Source organism: Kitasatospora sp. NPDC048194 (assembly GCF_043202455.1).
GTDB lineage: Bacteria > Actinomycetota > Actinomycetes > Streptomycetales > Streptomycetaceae > Kitasatospora.
This window is the reverse complement of the sequence record NZ_JBIDAK010000002.1, coordinates 244,420-262,366: the sequence shown is the minus strand read 5'-3', so window position 1 is coordinate 262,366 and position 17,947 is coordinate 244,420. Positions and strand designations below refer to the sequence as shown.

Here is a 17,947-nt window from a genome sequence, read left to right as displayed (position 1 = left end):
CCAACAATCTTCCCGGGGGGCCTTTCCCGTGCCCGTACGCCTGCTCCTGCTCGCCCTCGGCACCTTCGCCATGGGCACCGACTCCATGGTCATCGCCGGCATCCTCGCCCCGATCAGCACCGACCTGGGCGTGTCGGTGGGCTCCGCCGGCCAGCTGGTCACCGTCTTCGCGCTCGGCTACGCGCTCCTGGCGCCGCCGCTGGCCGCCGCCACCGCCCGCTGGCCGCGCCGGCGCCTGCTGCTGACCGCCCTCGCCGTCTTCGGCGCGGCCAACGCCCTCAGCGCCCTCGCCCCGACGTACGACCTCCTGCTGGCCACCCGCGTCCTGGCCGCCGCCGGCGCCGCCCTCTACACCCCGACCGCCAACGCGGTGGCCACCACCCTCGTCGCCCCCGAACGCCGCGGCCGCGCCCTGGCCACCGTCCTCGGCGGCATGACGGTCGCCACCGCGCTCGGCGTGCCGCTGGGCACCTGGATCGGCCACGCGAACTGGCGGCTGACGATGTGGCTGGTCACCGCCCTCGCCGTGGCCGCCCTGGCCGGCCTCGCCGCCCTGCTGCGCGACCTGCCCGCCCCCGCCGCCGCCCCCGCGCTCGGCGCCCGCCTCGCCCCACTCGCCAGGCCCCGGGTCCTCGGCGCTGCCGCCACCACCCTGACCTTCTTCCTCGCCTTCCAGAGCGTCTACATCTACCTGGCCACCGCCGTCTCCGGCGCCACCGGCGGCGACGCCGACCGGCTCGGCCTCGTCCTGCTCACCACGGGCCTGGCCTCGGTGGCCGGCAGCTGGCTCGGCGGACGCCTCGTCGACCGCGTCGGCGTGCGCCGGGTGCTGCTCACCGGTTCCGCGATCGCGGCCGGCGCCTTCACCGCCCTGCCCTGGCTCGGCCGCACCATGACCGGATCGCTCGTCTACGCGACGGTGGTACCGCTGGCGGGCTGGGCCGTGTCCGTGGCGCTGCCGCACCGGCTGGCGTCGATCGATCCGCACAGCGCGCCCCTGCTGATCTCCCTCAACAGCAGCGCGCTCTACCTCGGCACGGCCGCCGGCGGCGTCGCGGGTTCCGCGGCGATCACCCTGCTCGGGCCCCGCTGGTTCCCGCTGGCCGCGGCCGGGCTGGCGCTGGCGGCCTGCATGACGGCGGCGGCCACCACCCGCGACCAGCGGCCAGCCCGACGGCCCCGCCCGGCGGGCGCCGCGCCGGGGAACCGGAAGGACCGCACGCCGGCTGGGGCGTGACCAGCCGCACGACGGACCGGTGGGCGTGACCGGCCGCACGGCGGACCGGGGAACGTGACCGGCCGCACGGCGAGCGGGTGGCACGACGGGGCGCACGGCGAACCGGTGATGTGACCGCTCGCGGGGGGCAGCGCCGCTCGAGGCCGGCAGCCCCGGTGCGGCGGGCCGGCGCTGCCCGGCCCGCCGCACGGCGTAAGGCGTACGCGCAGGGCCCACGTCCCACGGGCCACGGCCCACGGCGCACGGCCCACGGCCCACGGCCCACGGAGCGTCAGGCGCCCAGGACGTCGCCCACCAGGGCGCGCGCCTCCTCCTGCACCCGCGCCAGGTGCCGCTCACCGAGGAACGACTCCGCGTAGATCTTGTACACGTCCTCCGTCCCCGAGGGCCGCGCCGCGAACCAGGCGTTGTCGGTGCACACCTTGAGGCCGCCGATGGCCGCGCCGTTGCCGGGCGCGTGGGAGAGCACCGCGGTGATCTTCTCCCCCGCCAGCTCCCCGGCGGTGACCTGCTCGGGCGACAGCCGGGCCAGGCGCGCCTTCTGCTCCCGGTCCGCCGGGGCGTCGACGCGGGCGTAGGCGGGCTCCCCGTAGCGGGCGGTCAGCTCGCGGTAGTACGTGCTGGGCGTGGCGCCGGTGACCGCGGTGATCTCGGAGGCGAGCAGGGCCAGCAGGATGCCGTCCTTGTCCGTGGTCCACACCCCGCCGTCACGGCGCAGGAACGACGCCCCCGCGCTCTCCTCGCCGCCGAAGGCGATCGAGCCTTCGAGCAGGCCGTCGACGAACCACTTGAAGCCGACCGGGACTTCGACCAGCCGCCGCTCGAGGCCGGCGGCGACGCGGTCCAGCATCGAGGAGGACACCAGGGTCTTCCCGACGGCCGCGTCGCCCGGCCAGTCGGCGCGGTGGCGGTACAGGTAGTCGACGGCCACCGCCAGGTAGTGGTTGGGGTTCATCAGACCCCCGTCCGGGGTCACGATGCCGTGCCGGTCGGCGTCCGCGTCGTTGCCCGTCGCCACCGCGAACTGCTCCCGGCGCTCGATCAGGGAGGCCATCGCCGCCGGCGAGGAGCAGTCCATCCGGATCTTGCCGTCCCAGTCCAGCGTCATGAACCGCCACGTCGGGTCGGTGACCGGGTTGACCACCGTCAGGTCCAGCCGGTGGGACTCGGCGATCCGCGCCCAGTACGCCACCGACGCCCCGCCCAGCGGGTCCGCGCCGATGCGCACGCCCGCCGCCCGCACCGCCTCCAGGTCCAGCACCGACGGCAGGTCCTCCACATAGGCCGTCAGGTAGTCGTACCGGCCGGTGGTGGCCGCAGCCGACGCCCGGGCGTACGGGACCCTCTTCACACCCCGCAGGCCTTCGCGGATCAGCTCGTTGGCGCGGTCCTGGATCCACCCCGTGGCCTCCGACCCCGCCGGGCCCCCACTGGGCGGGTTGTACTTGAAGCCGCCGTCCCGTGGCGGGTTGTGCGAGGGCGTCACGACGATGCCGTCCGCCAGCGCCTGCGGACTGCGCCGGTTGTGCGCCAGGATCGCGTGCGAGACCGCCGGTGTCGGCGTGTAGCCGTCGGCGGAGTCCACCAGCACGTGCACGCCGTTGGCCGCCAGCACCTCCAGGGCCGTCACCCGCGCCGGCTCCGACAGCGCATGGGTGTCGGCCCCCAGGAACAACGGCCCGCTCACGCCCTGTTCGGCGCGGTACTCGCAGATCGCCTGCGTCGTCGCGGCGATGTGGTCCTCGTTGAACGCGGCGTCCAGGGACGAGCCCCGGTGCCCCGACGTCCCGAACACCACCCGCTGTGCGACCTCCTGGGGATCCGGCCGCACCGCGTAGTACGCCGTCACCAGCCGCGCCACATCCACCAGATCATCAGCCTGCGCCGGCTGCCCGGCCCGTGCGTGTGCCATCCGTTTCCTCCCAGCAAAACCTGAATCCGCGACCGTCCACTGCCCCGCCCTCACCGATCGTAACCAGTGCGCCACCTCACCCCCGCCACCCGTCCCGCGCCACGCGCGGACGGTCGGGGCCGAGGTCAGGGGGTCAGGAGGGATCAGGCGGGCAGCCGCTCGCGGTAGCCCTCGAGCGCCGGTGCGGTGACGGTGGCGACGAACTCCGTGATCCGGTACTCGGTGAGGCCCTCACGCACGAACGGGTCGGTGGCGACCAGCGCCTCCACGGCCGCCCGGTCCGCCCCCGCCGCCAGGATCACGCCGCCCTCGCGCGGCACCTTGCGCCCCGCCGCCAGGAACGCCCCCGCCTCGAACTGCCCGCGCAGCCATTGCGCGTGCCGCGGCAGCGCCTCGTCGATCTGCTCCAGCGGGGCGGTGTACATCAACTCCAGAACGAACATGCGGCCAGGTTAGACGGGCTTTCGGCGGGATCCTGCGGCAGGGCCGGACGCCACCGCCGCGACCGTGCGCCGACGCTTGCGGCACCCGCGGCGCACTCCCCTCCCCCGCCGCGCACGGCGTCCGACGCGCCGGGGTGCGGCGGACCCCCACCCGGCCCCCGGGAGGGTGCCGACCCCGATCCTGCCAGCTCGGGCGGCGTTTGCGATAGGACACAGCACACCCCGGTTCCACCTTGTCGCGCCCCCGTGGCCGGGCGCACACTCATCCGACACCCCTCCCCGCCGCGCGGCCCGCGCGCCGCCGCCCGCTTTCCCGGGCAGCCGGCGTGCGAGCCGTCGTGCCCCGGTGCGGCGCGCGACCTGCCGGGAGGGGTGGAGCGATCGCCAACGACGAAGGGGGACACCGGACATGAGCGTGCACGCGGACCTGGTACTGAAGGCGCGGGTGCGGTTGCTGAGCCACAACGAGCGGATCCTCGAAGGCGAGGAGGGACTGTGGGTCTACCGGATTCTGTTCGCCGTCAGCCCCCGCAGCTACGCCTACCGACTCGCCTACGTCCTGCGGGCAGCGGCCGAGAGCCCGCGGGTGGCCCACCTGCCCGGGGCCCGGCAGGCGCTGCTGGACGAGGCCAGGGCCGCCTCGGCGCGGATCCCCGCCGACGCCCCGGCCTACCAGCGGGGAATGTGGGACCACACCGTGCCGGGCCTCCGGGAGATCGAACGCCGTCTGGGCCAGGCGACCCGGTAGCCCGCGACCCGGTGGCCCCCGTCGGCGTCCCCGCGCTGCCGCGACGTCGGCGGGGAGGCGCGCCGGCGGGAAGGTGCGCGGGCCGGTGGATGCCGGCGGGGCGGTCGGTGCCGCTGCGACAGTGGTCGCCGCCGGGGCGTTCGGTGCCACTGAGGCGGTAGGCACTGCTGGGGCGGTAGGCGCCGCTGGGACGGTTGCGGTACAACACTCGGCATATGACGACTGATCGGAGAATGTCAGAGATGAGCGGACCAGGACTGTCCCGCCGCGCCCTGATCGCCGGCGCGGGCGCCGCCGTCGTCGGCTGGAACACCGCCGCCCGCGCCTGGGCCGCCGAGCCGGGCGCGCAGGTCGCCGATCTGCCGCCGCTGGACGGGCAGGTGACACTCGACGGCGCGGGGCTGGAGCGGTTCCGGGGCGACTTCGGACACCTGGTCAGCGCCGCGCCGCGCGCCGTGCTGCGGCCCGGCTCGGTCGCGGACGTGCAGCGGACGATCGCCTTCGCACGCCGCCACCGCATCCCGGTGGCGGTCAACGGGCAGAGCGGCGACCAGGCGGCCCTCGGACAGGACGGGCTGGAGTCGCACTCCAGCTACGGCCAGGCCAACCCGCGCGGCGGCATCGCGATCGACGCCCGCGGACTGAGCGGCATCGTCTCCGTCCAGCCGGGCCGCGCCGTGGTCGAAGCCGGTGTCACCTGGGCCCAGTTGGTGGACGCGGGCCTGGCCCTGGGATGGGTGCCGCCGGTGCTGACGGACTACCTGCACCTGTCGGTGGGCGGGACGCTGAGCGTGGGCGGCATCGGCGGGGCCGTGCAGCGCTACGGGATGCAGGTCGACACCGTCCAGGAGCTCGAGGTGGTGACCGGAACCGGGGAGCTGGTGACCGCCTCCCCCACGCGCAACCGGGAGCTGTTCGAGGCGGTCCTGGCCGGCGGCGGCCAGGTGGGCGTCATCGTGCGGGCGACGCTGGCGCTGGTGCCGGTGCCCGCGCGATCCACCGTGTTCACCCTCGCCTACGACGACCTCGACACCTACCTCGCCGACCAGGAGCGGGTGCTCGCCGACGGACGCTTCGACCTGCAGGTCGGCAACGTGGTGCGCAGCGCGGACGGCGGGCGGTGGCGCTACACCGCCGAGCTGGTGGCCTACGGTGGCGCCGGCGAGCCGGTGCAGCGGGACGCGCTGCTGGCGGGGCTGCGGCCGGTCGCCGACGAGACGTCCGTGGCGGAGGGCAGCTGGCGCGAGTACGCGTTCCGGGTCGACGGGTTCGCCGGGTACCTGCGGGCGGCGGGGTTGTGGGGGCTGCCGAAGCCGTGGCTGAGCCTGTTCCTGCCGGCCTCCACGGCGGGGGTGTTCATGCGGGAGGCGGCCCGGGAGCTGACGCCGGCGGATCTCGGGGCCGGGTTGCTGCTGTTCTACCCGTACGCGCGGGAGCGGGTGAAGGCGCCGCTGGCGGTGCTGCCGGACGCGCGGACCGGCTGGCACTTCGACCTGCTGGCCTTCCCCGGGCCGGGCGCGGACACGGCGGGGATGCTGGAGCGCAACCGGCGGTTGTACGAGCGGGCGGTCGAGCTGGGCGGCAAGCGGTACCTGATCGGGGCGGTGCCGGGGATGACGGGGGCCGACTGGCGGCGCCACTACGGGCCGCTGTGGGACCGGGTGGAGCGGGCCAAGCGGCGTTACGACCCGGCGGGCATCCTCACCCCGGGCCAGGGCATCCACGGCAGCTGACGGCCGCAGCGGCGGTGGCCGGGCGCCACCGCCGCCCGCGGCGGGCGCGCGGCCTCCCGGGGGACGGCGGGGCTCCTCCACCGCGGCACGCCGCTACCGGGCCAGCCGCCCCAGCAGGGCGGAGGCCGCCGCGATCCCCGCGAGCGTCGCGGCCGTGAGGACGCCGAAGTCCAGCGGCAGGTGCGAGGGCGTTCCGATCAGCAGGCCGCGCAGCGCGTCCACCTGGTAGCTGAGCGGGTTGGCCTTGCTGACGGTCTGGAGCCAGGCCGGCATCAGGGCGACGGGGTAGAGAGCGTTGGAGCCGAAGAACAGCGGCATGGTGATCGCCTGGCCGATGCCCATCAGGCGGTCGCGGGTCAGCACGATCCCGGCGATGGCCATCGACAGGCAGGAGAAGAAGGCCGAGCCGAGCAGCACCGCCGCCACCACTCCCAGCAGGCGCAGCGGGTTCCAGGTCATGGCGACGCCGAGGACGGCGGCGATCAGCACCACGACCACCGCCTGCAGCACCGCCTTGACGCCGGCGGCGAAGGCCTTGCCGGTCACCAGCGCGGCGCGGGGGGTGGGGGTGACCAGTAGTTTGGTCAGGACGCCGGAGTCCCGCTCCCAGATGATCATGATGCCGTAGAAGATCGCGATGAACATCGCGGACTGGGCGATGATCCCGGGCGCCAGGTAGTCCAGGTAGGGGATCCCGCCGGTGGGGATGGCCTTGAGGCGGGTGAAGGTCTCCCCGAAGATCAGCAGCCACAGGGCCGGCTGGATCGCCCGGGTGTAGAGCTCGGTGCGGTCGTGGCGCAGCTTCTGGAGCTCCACCGCGCACATCGCGGTGATCCGGGCGGGCACCAGGCGCCAGCCGGTGCGGGCGCGCGGGGGCACCAGCAGCAGGCCGAGCTCCGGACCGGATTCGGGGGCCCGCCCCGGCGCGGCTCCGCGTGCGGGAGGTTCAGCCGACGCGTCCTGCGGTGCGGCGGGTACGGCGGACATCGCCGAAGTCTCCTTCCGTGGCGTCGGCCAGGTCGCGGCCGGCGAAGTGGCGGAACACGTCGTCCAGGGTGGGGTCCTCGCGCTGCGGGTCGTCCTCGCGCACCTGCGCCTTGAGCTCGGCGGGGGTGCCGAGGGCTCGGATGCGGCCGCGGTCCATCAGGGCGACGCGGTCGCAGTGGCGGTCGGCCTCGTCCATGTAGTGGGTGGTGACCAGCACCGTCATGCCGGTGGCGCGGCGCACGGCGTCCACGCGCTCCCAGACCCCGGTGCGGGCGATCGGGTCCAGCCCGATGGTGGGCTCGTCCAGGACCAGCAGGCGCGGCGCGCTGACCAGGGCCTGGGCGAGCTCGAGGCGGCGCACCATGCCGCCGGAGTAGGTGGCGGCCATCCGCTCGGCCGCGTCGAGGAGGTCGACGGCGGCCAGCGCCTGGGTGACGCGCTCGGCGCGTTCGGCGCGCGGCACGTCGAAGACCCGGGCAAACAGGGCGACGTTCTCCCGTCCGGTCAGCCCGGAGTCGGCGGACAGCTGCTGGGGCACGTAGCCGAGCAGCCGCCGCACCTGCATGGGTCGGCGGGTGGCGTCGTGGCCGAAGACGCGCACCATGCCGGCACCGACCGGCAGCAGGGTGGTGATCGCGCGGATCGTGGTGGTCTTGCCGGCACCGTTGGGGCCGAGCAGGCCGAACACCTCGCCGGTGCGCACCGTCAGGTCGACGCCGTCGACGGCCCGGGTCTCGTGTCCCTTGCCGCGGCCGTGGCGGAAGGTGTACTCCAGCCCGCGGCACACCACCGCCTCCGCCTCCTCCATCACTCCTCCTCGGGCAGGGTGCGCAGGCCCTGAGCGAGCGAGCGCAGCGCGGGCAGGGCCGCGGCCAGGGCCTCCCGGTCGCCTTCGGGCAGGCCCGCCACCAGTCGGCCCACCAGCGCCCGGCGCCTTGCGCGCCAGGCCTCGATCCGCTCCTCGGCCTCCGCGGTGGCGTGCAGCAGCACCGCCCGCCGGTCCGCCGGGTCCACCTCGCGCCGCAGCAGGCCCTGTGCCACCAGCTGGTTGACCAGCGTGGACACCGAGTTCCCGGCCAGGCACAGTTCCTCGGCCGCGTCCGAGACCCGCAGCCCGGGGCTGTCCGTCACCAGGCGCAGGAGTTCCACCTGCGCTCCGCGCAGCCTGGGCTGCTCCAGGCCCTGGCGCAGCCTTCGCCGCAGCATGCGCTGGAGCCCGACCAGCAGCGCGGAGAACTCCTCCGCGAGGGCGGTGTCGGGGGTGTCGGGGGCTCGTGTCGTCACACTCCCGATTTTAGCTCTCAGTGCGAGGCATCTGTCGAGGGTGCGGCTGCCGGCTCGGGCGTCACCCCGCACCACAGCACTCCCGTGCGTCACGGATTCCGCCGATCCCGGGAACGGCGGGCGCCGCCGCTGCTAGCGTCCCCGGACACGGGATCCACCCGCAGCCGCGCGGGGCGGCGAGGTTCGAGGACGGTGCAGAGCTGACCGGCGTCCGCAGCGTCCGGGACGCCGGCGGCCGGCACCCGGGTGTTCCACCGCCTCTCCCGCGCGCGGGGGGCGGCGGCGCGGCGCGCGGCTGGCGCGTCGGGCGGGTCGGCAGTCCCGGGCGTAGTAGCGTCGGGCGCGAAGTCGCGCCCGGTGCGCAGCTGTTGCTGATGGCGGAACGGGGGTTCGGCTTGCGGAGGAAGAGGGGGTGGTGGGTGTGGGACGGACACCTGCACAGGCACGGGCGATCGAGCACCCGGGGGTGGAGGACGTGAGCGTCCAGCAGGTGCTGGACGCCCTCGCCGATCCGGCCAGGAGGGCGGTGGTGCGCACCCTGGCGCACGCGCGCCGGGACCTGAGCTGCGGATCCTTCGACCTTCCGGTGGGGCGCTCCACCTCCAGCCACCACCTCGCGGTGCTGCGCGCCGCCGGGCTGCTCCGCCAGTACTACGTGGGCACCACGAAGATGAACGCGCTGCGCACGCAGGAGGTCGAGCGGCGCTTCCCGGGCCTGTTGCCGGCGGTGGTCGCCGCGGCCGACGCCGAGGCCCGGGAAGCGCCGGCTACCTGACGAGCAGTCAGTTCTGCCGGCCGCCGTCGACGGTGACGACGATCTTGCCGACCTGGGCGCCGGCCTCGAGGTAGCGGTGGGCCTCGGCGATGCTGTCCAGCCCCTCGAAGACCCGGTCGATCACCGGGGTGAAGGTGCCGTCGGCGAGGCCCGCGGTGATGAACGCGTGGCCCCGCCGCAGTCGTTCGGCGTCGCGGCTGACCTCGTGGATGGTGTAGAAGCGGCTGCTGAGAGGGGCGAAGGTGTCCTGACCGGGCATGGGGGTGTCGCTGAGGTCGAGACGGCCGTAGACGATCAGGCGGCCCCCCGGGGCGATAGCGCGGGCGAGGGTGTTGACACCGGGGCCGGCGATGGCGTCGAAGGCGGTGCGCACCCCCGCGCCGCCCGTGATGTCCAGGACGCGGGCGACGAGGTCCTGTTCACCGGTGACGATGACGTCGGCGGCGCCGGCGTCCAGGAGCTGCCGCCGCTTGGCCGGGGTGCGCGTGGTGGCGATGGGCACCGCGCCCAGGCGCCGGGCGATCCGGATCGCGGCGAGGCCCACGCTGGAGGCGGCCGCGGTGAGCAGTACGTGGTCGCCCGGGCGAAGGTGCCCGTCCTCCGCGAGGGCGCCGTAGGCGGTCAGGTACGGCATCCACACGGCGGCGCCCTGTACGGCCGTCAGCTGCGGAAGGCGGTGGACGACGGCCCGGGCGGGCACGATCGCGTGGGTGGCGTAGACGCCGTAGTCGTTCTGGGAGAACGCGGGAATGGAGTCGACCGGGTCGCCGACGCGGAAACCGGTGACGCCCTCGCCGACCGCGTCGACGGTCCCGGCGGCCTCGTACCCCGGAGTGGCCGGGAACTCGGGCACCTCCAGGTACTGGCCGGCCCGGTACAGGGCCTCGGTTGAGGCCCAGCGCCTCGACCTTGATCCGGACCTCCCCGGGGCCGGGCTGGGGCAGGTCCACCTCCCGTACGGTCAGGACTTCCGGACCGCCGACGGCCTCGAAGACGACCTTCCTGGGCATGACGAACTCCCCCTCGTTTGCACGTGCACGGACGTGATCCGAGATCCACCCAAGCGCCGTCCGGAGCCGGTGTCAAACGTCGATCCGGTTCGGAATACGGGACCATCCGCCCTTGTTGTCAACGAGATTGAGTGCACGTCAGGTGACGACCACGCGGGGACGCCCGGGGCGTGCGGGGCGCCCCTCCGGGGCGAGCGGACGGGGCCGGCGGGGTGGGGCGTACGCTGGCGGCCATGATCGAGGACGGGGTCCAGGGGTGGGCCGGCACGCGCCGGTGGGTGGAGGGCGTACTCGCGCCCGGCGAGCGGATCGCGGAGGTGACGCCGCTCAAGGGCGGCTGGACCTCCCGGATGCGGCGCCTGGACATCGAGGGCGGGGCCGCCCCGTACGCGCTGGTCCTGCGGTCCTTCGTCAAGCCGTTCTACCGCCGCCACGCCAGCGGCCTGCTGACCCGCGAGGCCGAGATGCTGGAGCGGCTGGCGTCCTCCGGGGTGCCGGTGGCCGGGCTGCGGGCCCTCGACGCGGACGGGCGCTGGTGCGACCACCCGTCCCTGGTGATGACCCACCTGCCCGGCACGGTCCGCATCGGCGAGGACGGGCAGGTGCGGCACCGCACCGCCCTGCTGGCGGCCCAGTTGGCGGCCGTCCACGCCGTCGAGGTGCCCGAACCGGCCCGCCCGAGGGCCTGGCAGGCCTGGACGGCGCCCGAACGCGTCCGGACGCCGCCCGCCACCGACCGCCCGGACCTGTGGGCGCGTGCGGTCGACCTGATCCGCCGCGAGGCGCCCGCGCACCGCTCCTGCTTCCTGCACCGCGACTTCCACCCCGGCAACGTCCTGTTCACCGGCACCGGCGAGCAGTTGGCGGTCAGCGGCGTAGTGGACTGGGTGGAGACCTCGTGGGGCCCCGCCGACCTGGACGTGGCGCACTGCTCCACCGCCCTGGCCCTGCTGCACGGCGTCCCGGCGGGCATGGCCTTCGCCGACGCCTACTGGCAGGCCGGTGGACGGCTCACCGAGGACGGCGTCGACCACCTGTACTGGCGGCTGCTGGACGCCCTCGCCTTCGCGCCCGACGCCGAGAAGGTCGCCGAACCCTGGCGCGAACTGGGCCGCACGGACCTGACACCCGAGCTCCTCACCCAGCGCCTGGAGGACTACCTCCAGGCCCTCCTCGACCGCTACGCGTAGCCCCCACCGGCCCGGCCGTCCGTGCCCGGTGCCCGCGGCGCGCCGGCGGACGGTCCACCAGGCCCGCGCCCTGTCGGCCGGCCTGAGGGACGGCGGGCGGACACCGGCGCTGCCGACGGGGGTCTGAGCCACCGCTCCGCGCGGACTCTGGTTCGATGGGGGACGCCGTGACCGTCGACTGCGAGGAGCAAGACCCTGAGTACGTCGTTCGCCGAAGTCCTCTCCGTCGGCCTGCTGGTGTTGGTGCTGGTCTGCGCCGTGGTGCGGCCCTGGGGCTGGCCGGAGGCGGTGGTGGCGGTGCCGGCGGCCGCCCTGGTGGTCGGCACCGGGGCGATCTCGCCGGCGGACGCGGTGGCCGAGGCGGAGCGGCTCGGCCCGGTGGTCGGCTTCCTCGCGGCCGTGCTGGTGCTGGCACAGCTGTGCGATGACGAGGGTCTGTTCCAGGCGTGCGGGGCGTGGATGGCCCGTACCTCGGCGGGGAGCCCTCGGCGGCTGCTGGTGCAGGTGTTCGCGGTCGCGTCGGTGATCACCGCGGTGCTCAGTCTGGATGCCACCGTGGTACTGCTGACGCCGGTGGTGTTCGCCACCGCGGCCCGGCTCGGCGCCCGGCCCAAGCCGCACCTCTACGCCTGCACGCACCTGTCGAACACCGCCTCGCTGCTGCTGCCGGTGTCGAACCTGACGAACCTGCTGGCCTTCGCCGCCAGCGGGCTGAGCTTCACCCGGTTCGCCGCGCTGATGGTGCTGCCGTGGCTGGCGGCGATCGTCGTGGAGTACCTGGTGCTGCGCCGGTTCTTCGCCACCGACCTGGACGCGGGCGCTCCCGCTCCGGTCGGGGCGGAGGCGCCGGAGATGCCGCTGTTCGCGCTGGTCACCGTCGGCTGCACGCTCGCCGGGTTCGTGCTGACCTCCGCGGTCGGGATCGACCCGGCGTGGGCGGCGCTGGCCGGCGCGCTGGTGCTCGCCGCCCGGGCCCTCGTCCAGCGGCGGACCAGCCCGGCGGCGATCGCGCGCTCGGCCGCCGTGCCGTTCCTGGCGTTCGTCCTGGCGCTCGGCGTCGTGGTGCGGGCGGTGGTCGACAACGGGCTGGCCTCCGCGCTCGGGCACCTCGTCCCGCACGGCACCTCGCTGCCCGCCCTGCTCGGCCTCGCCGGGCTGGCGGCCGTCCTGGCGAACGTGATCAACAACCTGCCGGCCACGCTCGTCCTGCTCCCGCTGGCCGTGCCGTCCGGGTCGGGGGCCGTGCTGGCGGTGCTGCTCGGGGTGAACATCGGCCCCAACCTGACCTACGCCGGCTCGCTGGCCACCCTGCTGTGGCGGCGCATCGTCCGCGAGCACGACACCGAGGTCGGCCTGGGCGAGTTCACCCGGCTCGGCCTGCTGGTCGTGCCCGCCGCCCTGGTGGCGGCCGTGGTGGCGCTGTGGGGGTCCCTGCGGATCGTCGGAACGTGACGGGCGGGCGGGGGCGGTAGCCGAGCGGGCCGGCGAGGGCCGGAGAGGCCTGGAGGGTGCTGGAATGGTGGACGAGCATGAGGAGGGTGACACCGTGACCGTCGTCGTCTGGATCGCCGAAGGCACCTGGGCCGCCTGTGTGGACGCCGCCCGCGCGCACGCGCCGCAGGACGCGGAGGTCGTCCTGCTGCACGTCAGCGGTCAGGACGTGCCCGGCGTCGCGCACGGCGCCTTCGCCGGCCTGCTCGGGCGCGGCCACCGCGAGCGCGACCCCGGCACCCGGGTGGAGCACCTGGCGGCCGGGTCGGCCCGGCAGCTGCTCGACGCCGCGGCCGACCGCCTCGGGCGGCCCTGCACCCGCGTGGAGCGCAGCGGCCACACGGAGCGCGAGGTCGTCGCGGCGGCGGAGGACGCCGACCTGCTCGTCCTCGCCCGGGACGGCGACCGCACCCGTCTCGGACCCCGCAGCCTCGGCCCGGCCACCCGTTTCGTCGTCGACCACGCGCCCTGCCCCGTGCTGCTGGTCTGGCCGGAACCGGCACCGGGCGCCGACACGCTCCCTCCGCCGCCGCCCCGGCAGCGGTGACCCGCCGGGCGGCGGGGTTTCGCCGGGTCCACGGGCCGGTGGGTCGGCGGGTCGCGCCGACGGGTCCACGGGCCGCACCGACGGGGCTACCGGACTACGGGTCCACGGGCCGCACCGACGGGGCTGTGGGATCAGGGTCCACGGGTCGCACCGACGGGTCGGCGCGGGTGCCGGGCGCCCGCCCGCGGCATAGCGTGGCCGACGGCGCCCGCCCGTCCGGCGGCGGTGCGCGAGACGACGGCATCGGCCCCTGGAGGTCCGTACATGCGCGCGGTGACCTACGACTCGTACGTCCCGGACAACTCCCGACTGCGCTTCGGCGAGGTGCCCGACCCGAAGGTGGCGCCCGGCCAGGTGCTGATCCAGGTCCGGGCGGCGTCCGTCAACCCCGTCGACTGGAAGATCATGGCCGGGGGCCTGGACGGCATGATGGACGCGGTCTTCCCGGTCATCCCCGGCTGGGACGTGGCCGGAGTCGTCACCGGGACCGGCCCCGACACACCCGAGTTCGCTCCCGGGGACGAGGTGATGGCGTACGCCCGCAAGGACGTGGTGCACGGCGGCACCTTCGCCGAGTACGTCGCGGTCGCCGCGACCTCGGTGGCCCGCAAGCCCGCCGGGCTCGACTGGGCGCAGGCGGCCGGGCTGCCGCTGGCCGGCCTGACCGCGCTGCGCTGCCTGGACCGGCTGGAGGTCGGCCCCGCCGACGTGCTGCTGGTCCACGGCGCCTCCGGCGGGGTGGGCAGTCTGGCGGTGCAGCTCGGCCGTGACCGCGGTGCCCGGGTGATCGGCACCGCCTCGGAGCGCAACCACGCGTTCGTCCGCGAGCTGGGCGGCGAGCCGGTGACGTACGGGGACGGCCTGGCCGAGCGGGTGCGGGAGCTGGTGCCCGCCGGTGTGTCGGCCGTGGCGGACTTCGTCGGCGGCCAGCTGGAGACGACCCTGGCCGTGCTCGCCGAGGGCGGTCGGCACGTGTCCATCACCGACCCGGGCGTGGCACAGCACGGCGGGCACTGGATCTGGGTCCGCCCGGACGGCGCCAAGCTCGCCGAGCTCGCGGCGGCGGTCGACCGGGGAGCGCTGACGGTGGAGGTCGCCCGGACCTTCCCGCTGGAGCAGGCGGGCGAGGCCTTCGACGCCAGCCGCACCGGCCACACCCGCGGCAAGATCGTCCTCCTGCCCTGAGGTGCTTCCGGCGCCCGCCCCCCCGGGACCGGGCCGGGGAGGGCAGGCAGGACCGGGTGGGGGCGCACCGGGCGGGACCGGGCAGGGGCGGTCGGGCGGGCAGGACCGGGCCGGGGCGGCCGGGGCGGGTGCCTCGGACCGCCCTCTGCTCAGGCCGCCCGCTGCGCGGCGGCGGCCGCGGGCCGCAGGTCCGCCAGGCTCAGGAGGTGCGCGGGCGCGTCCGGCAGGAGGATGCGGCGGGTGGCGGTCTGGTCCGGCCCGATGTGGACGAGCTCGCCCGGCTCCATCAGCCGCCAGTGCGGGTTGTCGTCCATGCGTTCGCTGGCGACCACGGTCGACCGGGCGTGGAGGAGGTCACCCGAACGCACGCGCATCCGCCCCGCCGTGCCGGCGTGGTCCAGGTGCCGGTTGCCGTGCTTCCCGCCGGCCTGGCGGTGGAGGACGTACAGCTCGTGGGTTCCGGGGTAGCGCAGCGCCCACAGCTGGTCGGCCGTGGTGAGGACCAGGTTGAGGGCGTAGAGCGGCAGGTTGCGGGCCACCCAGCGGGCGGCGGCCTCGATCCCGGCGGTGACGTCGCCGCCGCGCGCGGCCGTCTCCCGGGTGATCAGCGCGAAGAAGCGCTCGGAGTCGGTGTCGCCCTGGACCAGGGAGCGGTCCGGGCCGAGGTGCTCGTCGAGCCGTTCGAGGTCCTCGATCACGCCGTTGTGGGCGAACAGCCGGCCGTCCTGCTCGAACGGATGGGTGTTGACGTCCTCCAGCGCTCCGGTGGTCGCGAACCGCAGGTGGGCCAGGAAGGTCGCCGATTCCACCGACGCGGCGTCCTCGGCGAAGGAGCGGTCCTGGAACGCGGCGATGGGGGCCTTGTGGACCTGCGGGGTCCCGTCGACCGCGAAGTAGCCCAGTCCGGTGCCGTCGGGCTCGCGGTGGCTCTGCGCGGTCAGGCTGTCGGGTGCCTCCAGCAGCCAGAAGGTCGCGCGGCTGCGCCGGGGCGCACTGCTCAGGCCGAACAAACGGCACATGGGCGTCCTGCCTCTCCTCTGACGACGGGCTCGCCCGTCCTCCTTCTCACCGCTGTCCTCCTGCTCACCGCTGGCCTCTCCCTCACCGCTGCTGCGGGTCGGGCCGCAGGTCCGGCGGGTGGAAACAGGCGGTGACGGTCTTGCCGTCCTTCTGCAGGCGGGTGTGCCAATGGTCGGCGAGCGCGTCGACCAGCGCCAGGCCACGGCCTCCGGTGGCATCGGGGGACGCCGTCCGGGGGCGCGGGAGCCGGCTGCTGTGGTCGTGGACGCTCAGGTGCAGGCAGCGCCCGTCCCAGGTCAGCACCAGCTCCGCGTCGCTGCCGGCGTGGACGTGGGCGTTGGTGGTCAGTTCCGACACGGCCAGCACCACCGCGTCCGCGACCGCCGGGGCGTCCCGGTCCCAGCCGAGGGCTTCGAGGTGCGTCCTCGCCCACGCCCGCCCGGCACGTACCCCCGCGCCGAGCGGCAGGCGCCGAGCCCACCCGACTCCGCGGATCTTGGACATGCAGGCCTCCCTCCACATGGATGCGGCCCGCGTCTGCCCGCATCCGGCGACGGTATGCGGTGCAGGTCACGCTCCGTCGGCTGGCGCTCGGTCAGGGAGCCGTACGGGACAGCGCGGGCGCGGCGGGCGCGGGGTGGCCACACGGGGAGCGCGCACGGCACGTGACCGGGTCGGCACGGGAAGGGGCGGACGGGACGGGAAGGGGCGGGCATGGAACCGGAGCGGGCGGGAAGGCGGTGGCCACGGAGCGCGCCGCAGGGGCGGCGCCGTGACGCGAGGAGAGACATGAGCACCAGCAGGATCTGGGAGTTCCGTTCCGAGTCCGGTCACGTCTCGGGCACCGATCTGGTGGGCTTCCACGTCGAGGCCACCGACGGCCCCATCGGCAAGATCGACAAGCACTCCGATGAGGTCGGCGACGCGTACCTGGTGGTCGACACCGGCCCGTGGATCTTCGGCAGCCGGGTCCTGCTGCCCGCCGGCACCGTCGCCCGCGTCGACCAGCACGACAAGAAGGTGTACGTCGACCGCACGAAGGACGAGATCAAGAACGGCCCCGGGTTCGACCCCGCCACCCACGGCACCGACACCGGCTACCAGGAGCGGTACACCGCCTACTACGGCCCCTTCTACGTCGGTCCGTTCCTCTGATCGTCACCCCGGTCCGCCTCCCCCGGTGCGACCGTCCGCTCCCGCCCCCGCGGCCGACCACCGCGGGGGCGCGGTCTGCCCGGACCACGTCCACGGTGGCGCCCGCGGCTCGGTCCGGGCCGGCGGTTCGGGGTTGCTCGCGGTTCGGGGTCGCGGCGCTCACCGGGCACCCGTCGGCGGTCATCGGACGACCGGTGGTACGGAGGGGCCCTGCGGCCCGGACATCGGCCGGCCGGCTCGGAGTCCGGCGTCCTGCGAGGACGGCCGAACCGGAGGTCCGCTGGAGAGCCAGGGGCTCGGTGTCCTTGCCGTGACCGGTGAGCCCTCGTATCGTCGGGGCCCTGCGGATTCACCCGAGGTGTCGACGGGAGTCACCGTATGAAGCTGCGTCGGGTCGGCGATCCGGGCGCCGGGACGCCCGAGCGGCGCGGCCTGCTCGCGCCCGGCGCTCCCACCCCGCGGGAGGCGCACTGATGCGCGTCGCGCTGTTCATCACCTGCTTCAACGACACCATGTTCCCCGCCACCGGCCGCGCCGTGGTGACCGTCCTCGAACGGCTGGGCCACACCGTGGACTTCCCGCTCGAGCAGACCTGCTGCGGCCAGCTGCACGTCAACACCGGCTACCCCGCGGACGCCGTCCCGCTGGTGGCCCGGTTCGCGCGCACCTTCGCCGAGTACGACGCCGTCGTCACGCCGTCCGCGTCCTGCGCCGGGCTGGTCCGGGAGACCCACCCCGCCCTCGCCGAGGCGTACGGTTCCCGCCGGCTGCACCGGCAGGTCGCCGAACTGGCACCGCGGGTCCACGAGTTCACCGAGTTCCTGACCGAGGTCCTCGGCGTCGACGACGTCGGCGCCCGCTTCCCGCACCGCGTCACCTACCACCCCACCTGCCACTCGCTGCGCGCGCTGCGCCTCGGCGACCGGCCGCAGCGGCTGCTGCGCGCCGTGGACGGCCTCGACCTGGTCGAGTTGCCGGCCGCCGACGCGTGTTGCGGCTTCGGTGGCACCTTCGCCGTCAAGAACGCCGCGACCTCCGGAGCGATGCTCGCCGACAAGGTCGGGGCGGTCCGGGAGACGGGCGCCGAGGTCCTCTGCACGGTCGACAACTCCTGCCTGATGCACATCGGCGGCGGCCTGTCCCGGCAGTCCGCCGCGGTGCGGACCCTCCACCTGGCCGAGATCCTGGCCACGACCGAAGGCGGACGACGATGACCCGAGGCAGGCGACG

18 protein-coding genes are annotated in these 17,947 nt (G+C 75.1%); 10 read left to right on the top strand and 8 right to left on the bottom strand.

The window, feature by feature from the left end; all coding sequences use genetic code 11:
* Nucleotides 1-28 precede the first annotated feature (28 nt).
* The gene (locus ACGF07_RS03685; RefSeq protein ID WP_392895051.1) at nt 29-1,237 is read left to right on the top strand and encodes an MFS transporter; all 1,209 of its coding nucleotides are present in this window, start codon (nt 29-31) and stop codon (nt 1,235-1,237) included.
* Between the two features lie 271 nt (nt 1,238-1,508).
* On the opposite strand, the gene pgm is transcribed toward ACGF07_RS03685, so the two are convergent.
* The gene (gene pgm, locus ACGF07_RS03680) at nt 1,509-3,149 is read right to left on the bottom strand and encodes a phosphoglucomutase (alpha-D-glucose-1,6-bisphosphate-dependent) (protein ID WP_392895049.1); all 1,641 of its coding nucleotides are present in this window, start codon (nt 3,147-3,149) and stop codon (nt 1,509-1,511) included.
* A gap of 143 nt (nt 3,150-3,292) precedes the next feature.
* Nucleotides 3,293-3,592, bottom strand: coding sequence for a YciI family protein (locus ACGF07_RS03675; protein WP_392895047.1), 300 nt, complete (start codon nt 3,590-3,592; stop codon nt 3,293-3,295).
* A 409-nt stretch (nt 3,593-4,001) separates the two neighbouring features.
* Here ACGF07_RS03675 and ACGF07_RS03670 point away from each other — a divergent pair, with 409 nt between their 5' ends.
* Together ACGF07_RS03670 and ACGF07_RS03665 are read left to right on the top strand one after the other, a co-directional pair.
* Nucleotides 4,002-4,340 carry a hypothetical protein gene (locus ACGF07_RS03670; RefSeq protein ID WP_392895045.1) on the top strand — a complete coding sequence of 113 codons (339 nt, stop codon included), beginning with the start codon at nt 4,002-4,004 and terminating at the stop codon, nt 4,338-4,340.
* Nucleotides 4,341-4,582: 242 nt separating this feature from the next.
* Nucleotides 4,583-6,073: an FAD-binding protein gene (locus tag ACGF07_RS03665; RefSeq protein WP_392895043.1), complete on the top strand. Its 1,491-nt coding sequence runs from the start codon at nt 4,583-4,585 to the stop codon at nt 6,071-6,073.
* 93 nt (nt 6,074-6,166) lie between these two features.
* On the opposite strand, the gene ACGF07_RS03660 is transcribed toward ACGF07_RS03665, so the two are convergent.
* The 3 genes from ACGF07_RS03660 to ACGF07_RS03650 are packed head-to-tail and all read right to left on the bottom strand — an operon-like array spanning nt 6,167 to nt 8,266.
* On the bottom strand, nt 6,167-7,060 hold the full coding sequence (locus tag ACGF07_RS03660) for an ABC transporter permease (protein ID WP_392895041.1): 894 nt from the start codon (nt 7,058-7,060) through the stop codon (nt 6,167-6,169).
* A complete protein-coding gene (locus ACGF07_RS03655) occupies nt 7,020-7,868 on the bottom strand; it encodes an ATP-binding cassette domain-containing protein (RefSeq protein WP_392895039.1) in 849 nt (282 codons plus the stop codon). Before ACGF07_RS03655 ends, ACGF07_RS03660 begins: the two co-directional genes overlap by 41 nt.
* A complete protein-coding gene (locus ACGF07_RS03650) occupies nt 7,868-8,266 on the bottom strand; it encodes a MarR family winged helix-turn-helix transcriptional regulator (protein WP_392895533.1) in 399 nt (132 codons plus the stop codon). The genes ACGF07_RS03655 and ACGF07_RS03650 overlap by 1 nt, the downstream gene beginning before the upstream one ends.
* 553 nt (nt 8,267-8,819) lie before the next feature.
* Here ACGF07_RS03650 and ACGF07_RS03645 point away from each other — a divergent pair.
* Entirely contained in the window at nt 8,820-9,119 is a 300-nt protein-coding gene (locus ACGF07_RS03645) for a helix-turn-helix domain-containing protein (RefSeq protein WP_350744328.1), read from the top strand.
* 7 nt (nt 9,120-9,126) lie between these two features.
* On the opposite strand, the gene ACGF07_RS03640 is transcribed toward ACGF07_RS03645, so the two are convergent.
* Entirely contained in the window at nt 9,127-9,972 is an 846-nt protein-coding gene (locus ACGF07_RS03640) for a zinc-dependent alcohol dehydrogenase family protein (RefSeq protein WP_392895037.1), read from the bottom strand.
* A 390-nt stretch (nt 9,973-10,362) separates the two neighbouring features.
* Here ACGF07_RS03640 and ACGF07_RS03635 point away from each other — a divergent pair, with 390 nt between their 5' ends.
* From ACGF07_RS03635 to ACGF07_RS03620, 4 genes are all read left to right on the top strand, one after another.
* Nucleotides 10,363-11,319: a phosphotransferase family protein gene (locus ACGF07_RS03635; protein WP_392895035.1), complete on the top strand. Its 957-nt coding sequence runs from the start codon at nt 10,363-10,365 to the stop codon at nt 11,317-11,319.
* A gap of 195 nt (nt 11,320-11,514) precedes the next feature.
* Nucleotides 11,515-12,771: an SLC13 family permease gene (locus ACGF07_RS03630; RefSeq protein ID WP_392895531.1), complete on the top strand. Its 1,257-nt coding sequence runs from the start codon at nt 11,515-11,517 to the stop codon at nt 12,769-12,771.
* A gap of 64 nt (nt 12,772-12,835) precedes the next feature.
* On the top strand, nt 12,836-13,357 hold the full coding sequence (locus ACGF07_RS03625) for a universal stress protein (protein ID WP_392895033.1): 522 nt from the start codon (nt 12,836-12,838) through the stop codon (nt 13,355-13,357).
* A 264-nt stretch (nt 13,358-13,621) separates the two neighbouring features.
* On the top strand, nt 13,622-14,542 hold the full coding sequence (locus ACGF07_RS03620; RefSeq protein WP_350744331.1) for an NADP-dependent oxidoreductase: 921 nt from the start codon (nt 13,622-13,624) through the stop codon (nt 14,540-14,542).
* A 149-nt stretch (nt 14,543-14,691) separates the two neighbouring features.
* Here ACGF07_RS03620 and ACGF07_RS03615 read toward each other — a convergent pair whose 3' ends face one another.
* Together ACGF07_RS03615 and ACGF07_RS03610 are read right to left on the bottom strand one after the other, a co-directional pair.
* On the bottom strand, nt 14,692-15,561 hold the full coding sequence (locus ACGF07_RS03615; RefSeq protein WP_350744332.1) for a class II glutamine amidotransferase: 870 nt from the start codon (nt 15,559-15,561) through the stop codon (nt 14,692-14,694).
* Nucleotides 15,562-15,643: 82 nt separating this feature from the next.
* Entirely contained in the window at nt 15,644-16,066 is a 423-nt protein-coding gene (locus ACGF07_RS03610) for an ATP-binding protein (RefSeq protein ID WP_350744333.1), read from the bottom strand.
* 285 nt (nt 16,067-16,351) lie between these two features.
* On the opposite strand from ACGF07_RS03610, the gene ACGF07_RS03605 reads away from it, so the two are divergent.
* Together ACGF07_RS03605 and ACGF07_RS03600 are read left to right on the top strand one after the other, a co-directional pair.
* Nucleotides 16,352-16,717: a PRC-barrel domain-containing protein gene (locus ACGF07_RS03605; protein WP_392895031.1), complete on the top strand. Its 366-nt coding sequence runs from the start codon at nt 16,352-16,354 to the stop codon at nt 16,715-16,717.
* Nucleotides 16,718-17,190: 473 nt separating this feature from the next.
* The gene (locus tag ACGF07_RS03600; RefSeq protein WP_392895029.1) at nt 17,191-17,931 is read left to right on the top strand and encodes a (Fe-S)-binding protein; all 741 of its coding nucleotides are present in this window, start codon (nt 17,191-17,193) and stop codon (nt 17,929-17,931) included.
* Nucleotides 17,932-17,947 lie beyond the last annotated feature (16 nt).

Coding starts and splice junctions, on each gene's coding strand:
- ACGF07_RS03660 (WP_392895041.1), bottom strand. CDS start 7,060: ATGTCCGCCGTACCCGCCGCACCGCAGGACGCGTCGGCTGAACCTCCC.
- ACGF07_RS03615 (WP_350744332.1), bottom strand. CDS start 15,561: ATGTGCCGTTTGTTCGGCCTGAGCAGTGCGCCCCGGCGCAGCCGCGCG.
- ACGF07_RS03625 (WP_392895033.1), top strand. CDS start 12,836: ATGGTGGACGAGCATGAGGAGGGTGACACCGTGACCGTCGTCGTCTGG.
- ACGF07_RS03610 (WP_350744333.1), bottom strand. CDS start 16,066: ATGTCCAAGATCCGCGGAGTCGGGTGGGCTCGGCGCCTGCCGCTCGGC.
- ACGF07_RS03635 (WP_392895035.1), top strand. CDS start 10,363: ATGATCGAGGACGGGGTCCAGGGGTGGGCCGGCACGCGCCGGTGGGTG.
- ACGF07_RS03605 (WP_392895031.1), top strand. CDS start 16,352: ATGAGCACCAGCAGGATCTGGGAGTTCCGTTCCGAGTCCGGTCACGTC.
- ACGF07_RS03675 (WP_392895047.1), bottom strand. CDS start 3,592: ATGTTCGTTCTGGAGTTGATGTACACCGCCCCGCTGGAGCAGATCGAC.
- ACGF07_RS03655 (WP_392895039.1), bottom strand. CDS start 7,868: ATGGAGGAGGCGGAGGCGGTGGTGTGCCGCGGGCTGGAGTACACCTTC.
- ACGF07_RS03665 (WP_392895043.1), top strand. CDS start 4,583: ATGAGCGGACCAGGACTGTCCCGCCGCGCCCTGATCGCCGGCGCGGGC.
- ACGF07_RS03670 (WP_392895045.1), top strand. CDS start 4,002: ATGAGCGTGCACGCGGACCTGGTACTGAAGGCGCGGGTGCGGTTGCTG.
- ACGF07_RS03650 (WP_392895533.1), bottom strand. CDS start 8,266: ATGCTGCGGCGAAGGCTGCGCCAGGGCCTGGAGCAGCCCAGGCTGCGC.
- ACGF07_RS03620 (WP_350744331.1), top strand. CDS start 13,622: ATGCGCGCGGTGACCTACGACTCGTACGTCCCGGACAACTCCCGACTG.
- ACGF07_RS03600 (WP_392895029.1), top strand. CDS start 17,191: ATGCGCGTCGCGCTGTTCATCACCTGCTTCAACGACACCATGTTCCCC.
- pgm (WP_392895049.1), bottom strand. CDS start 3,149: ATGGCACACGCACGGGCCGGGCAGCCGGCGCAGGCTGATGATCTGGTG.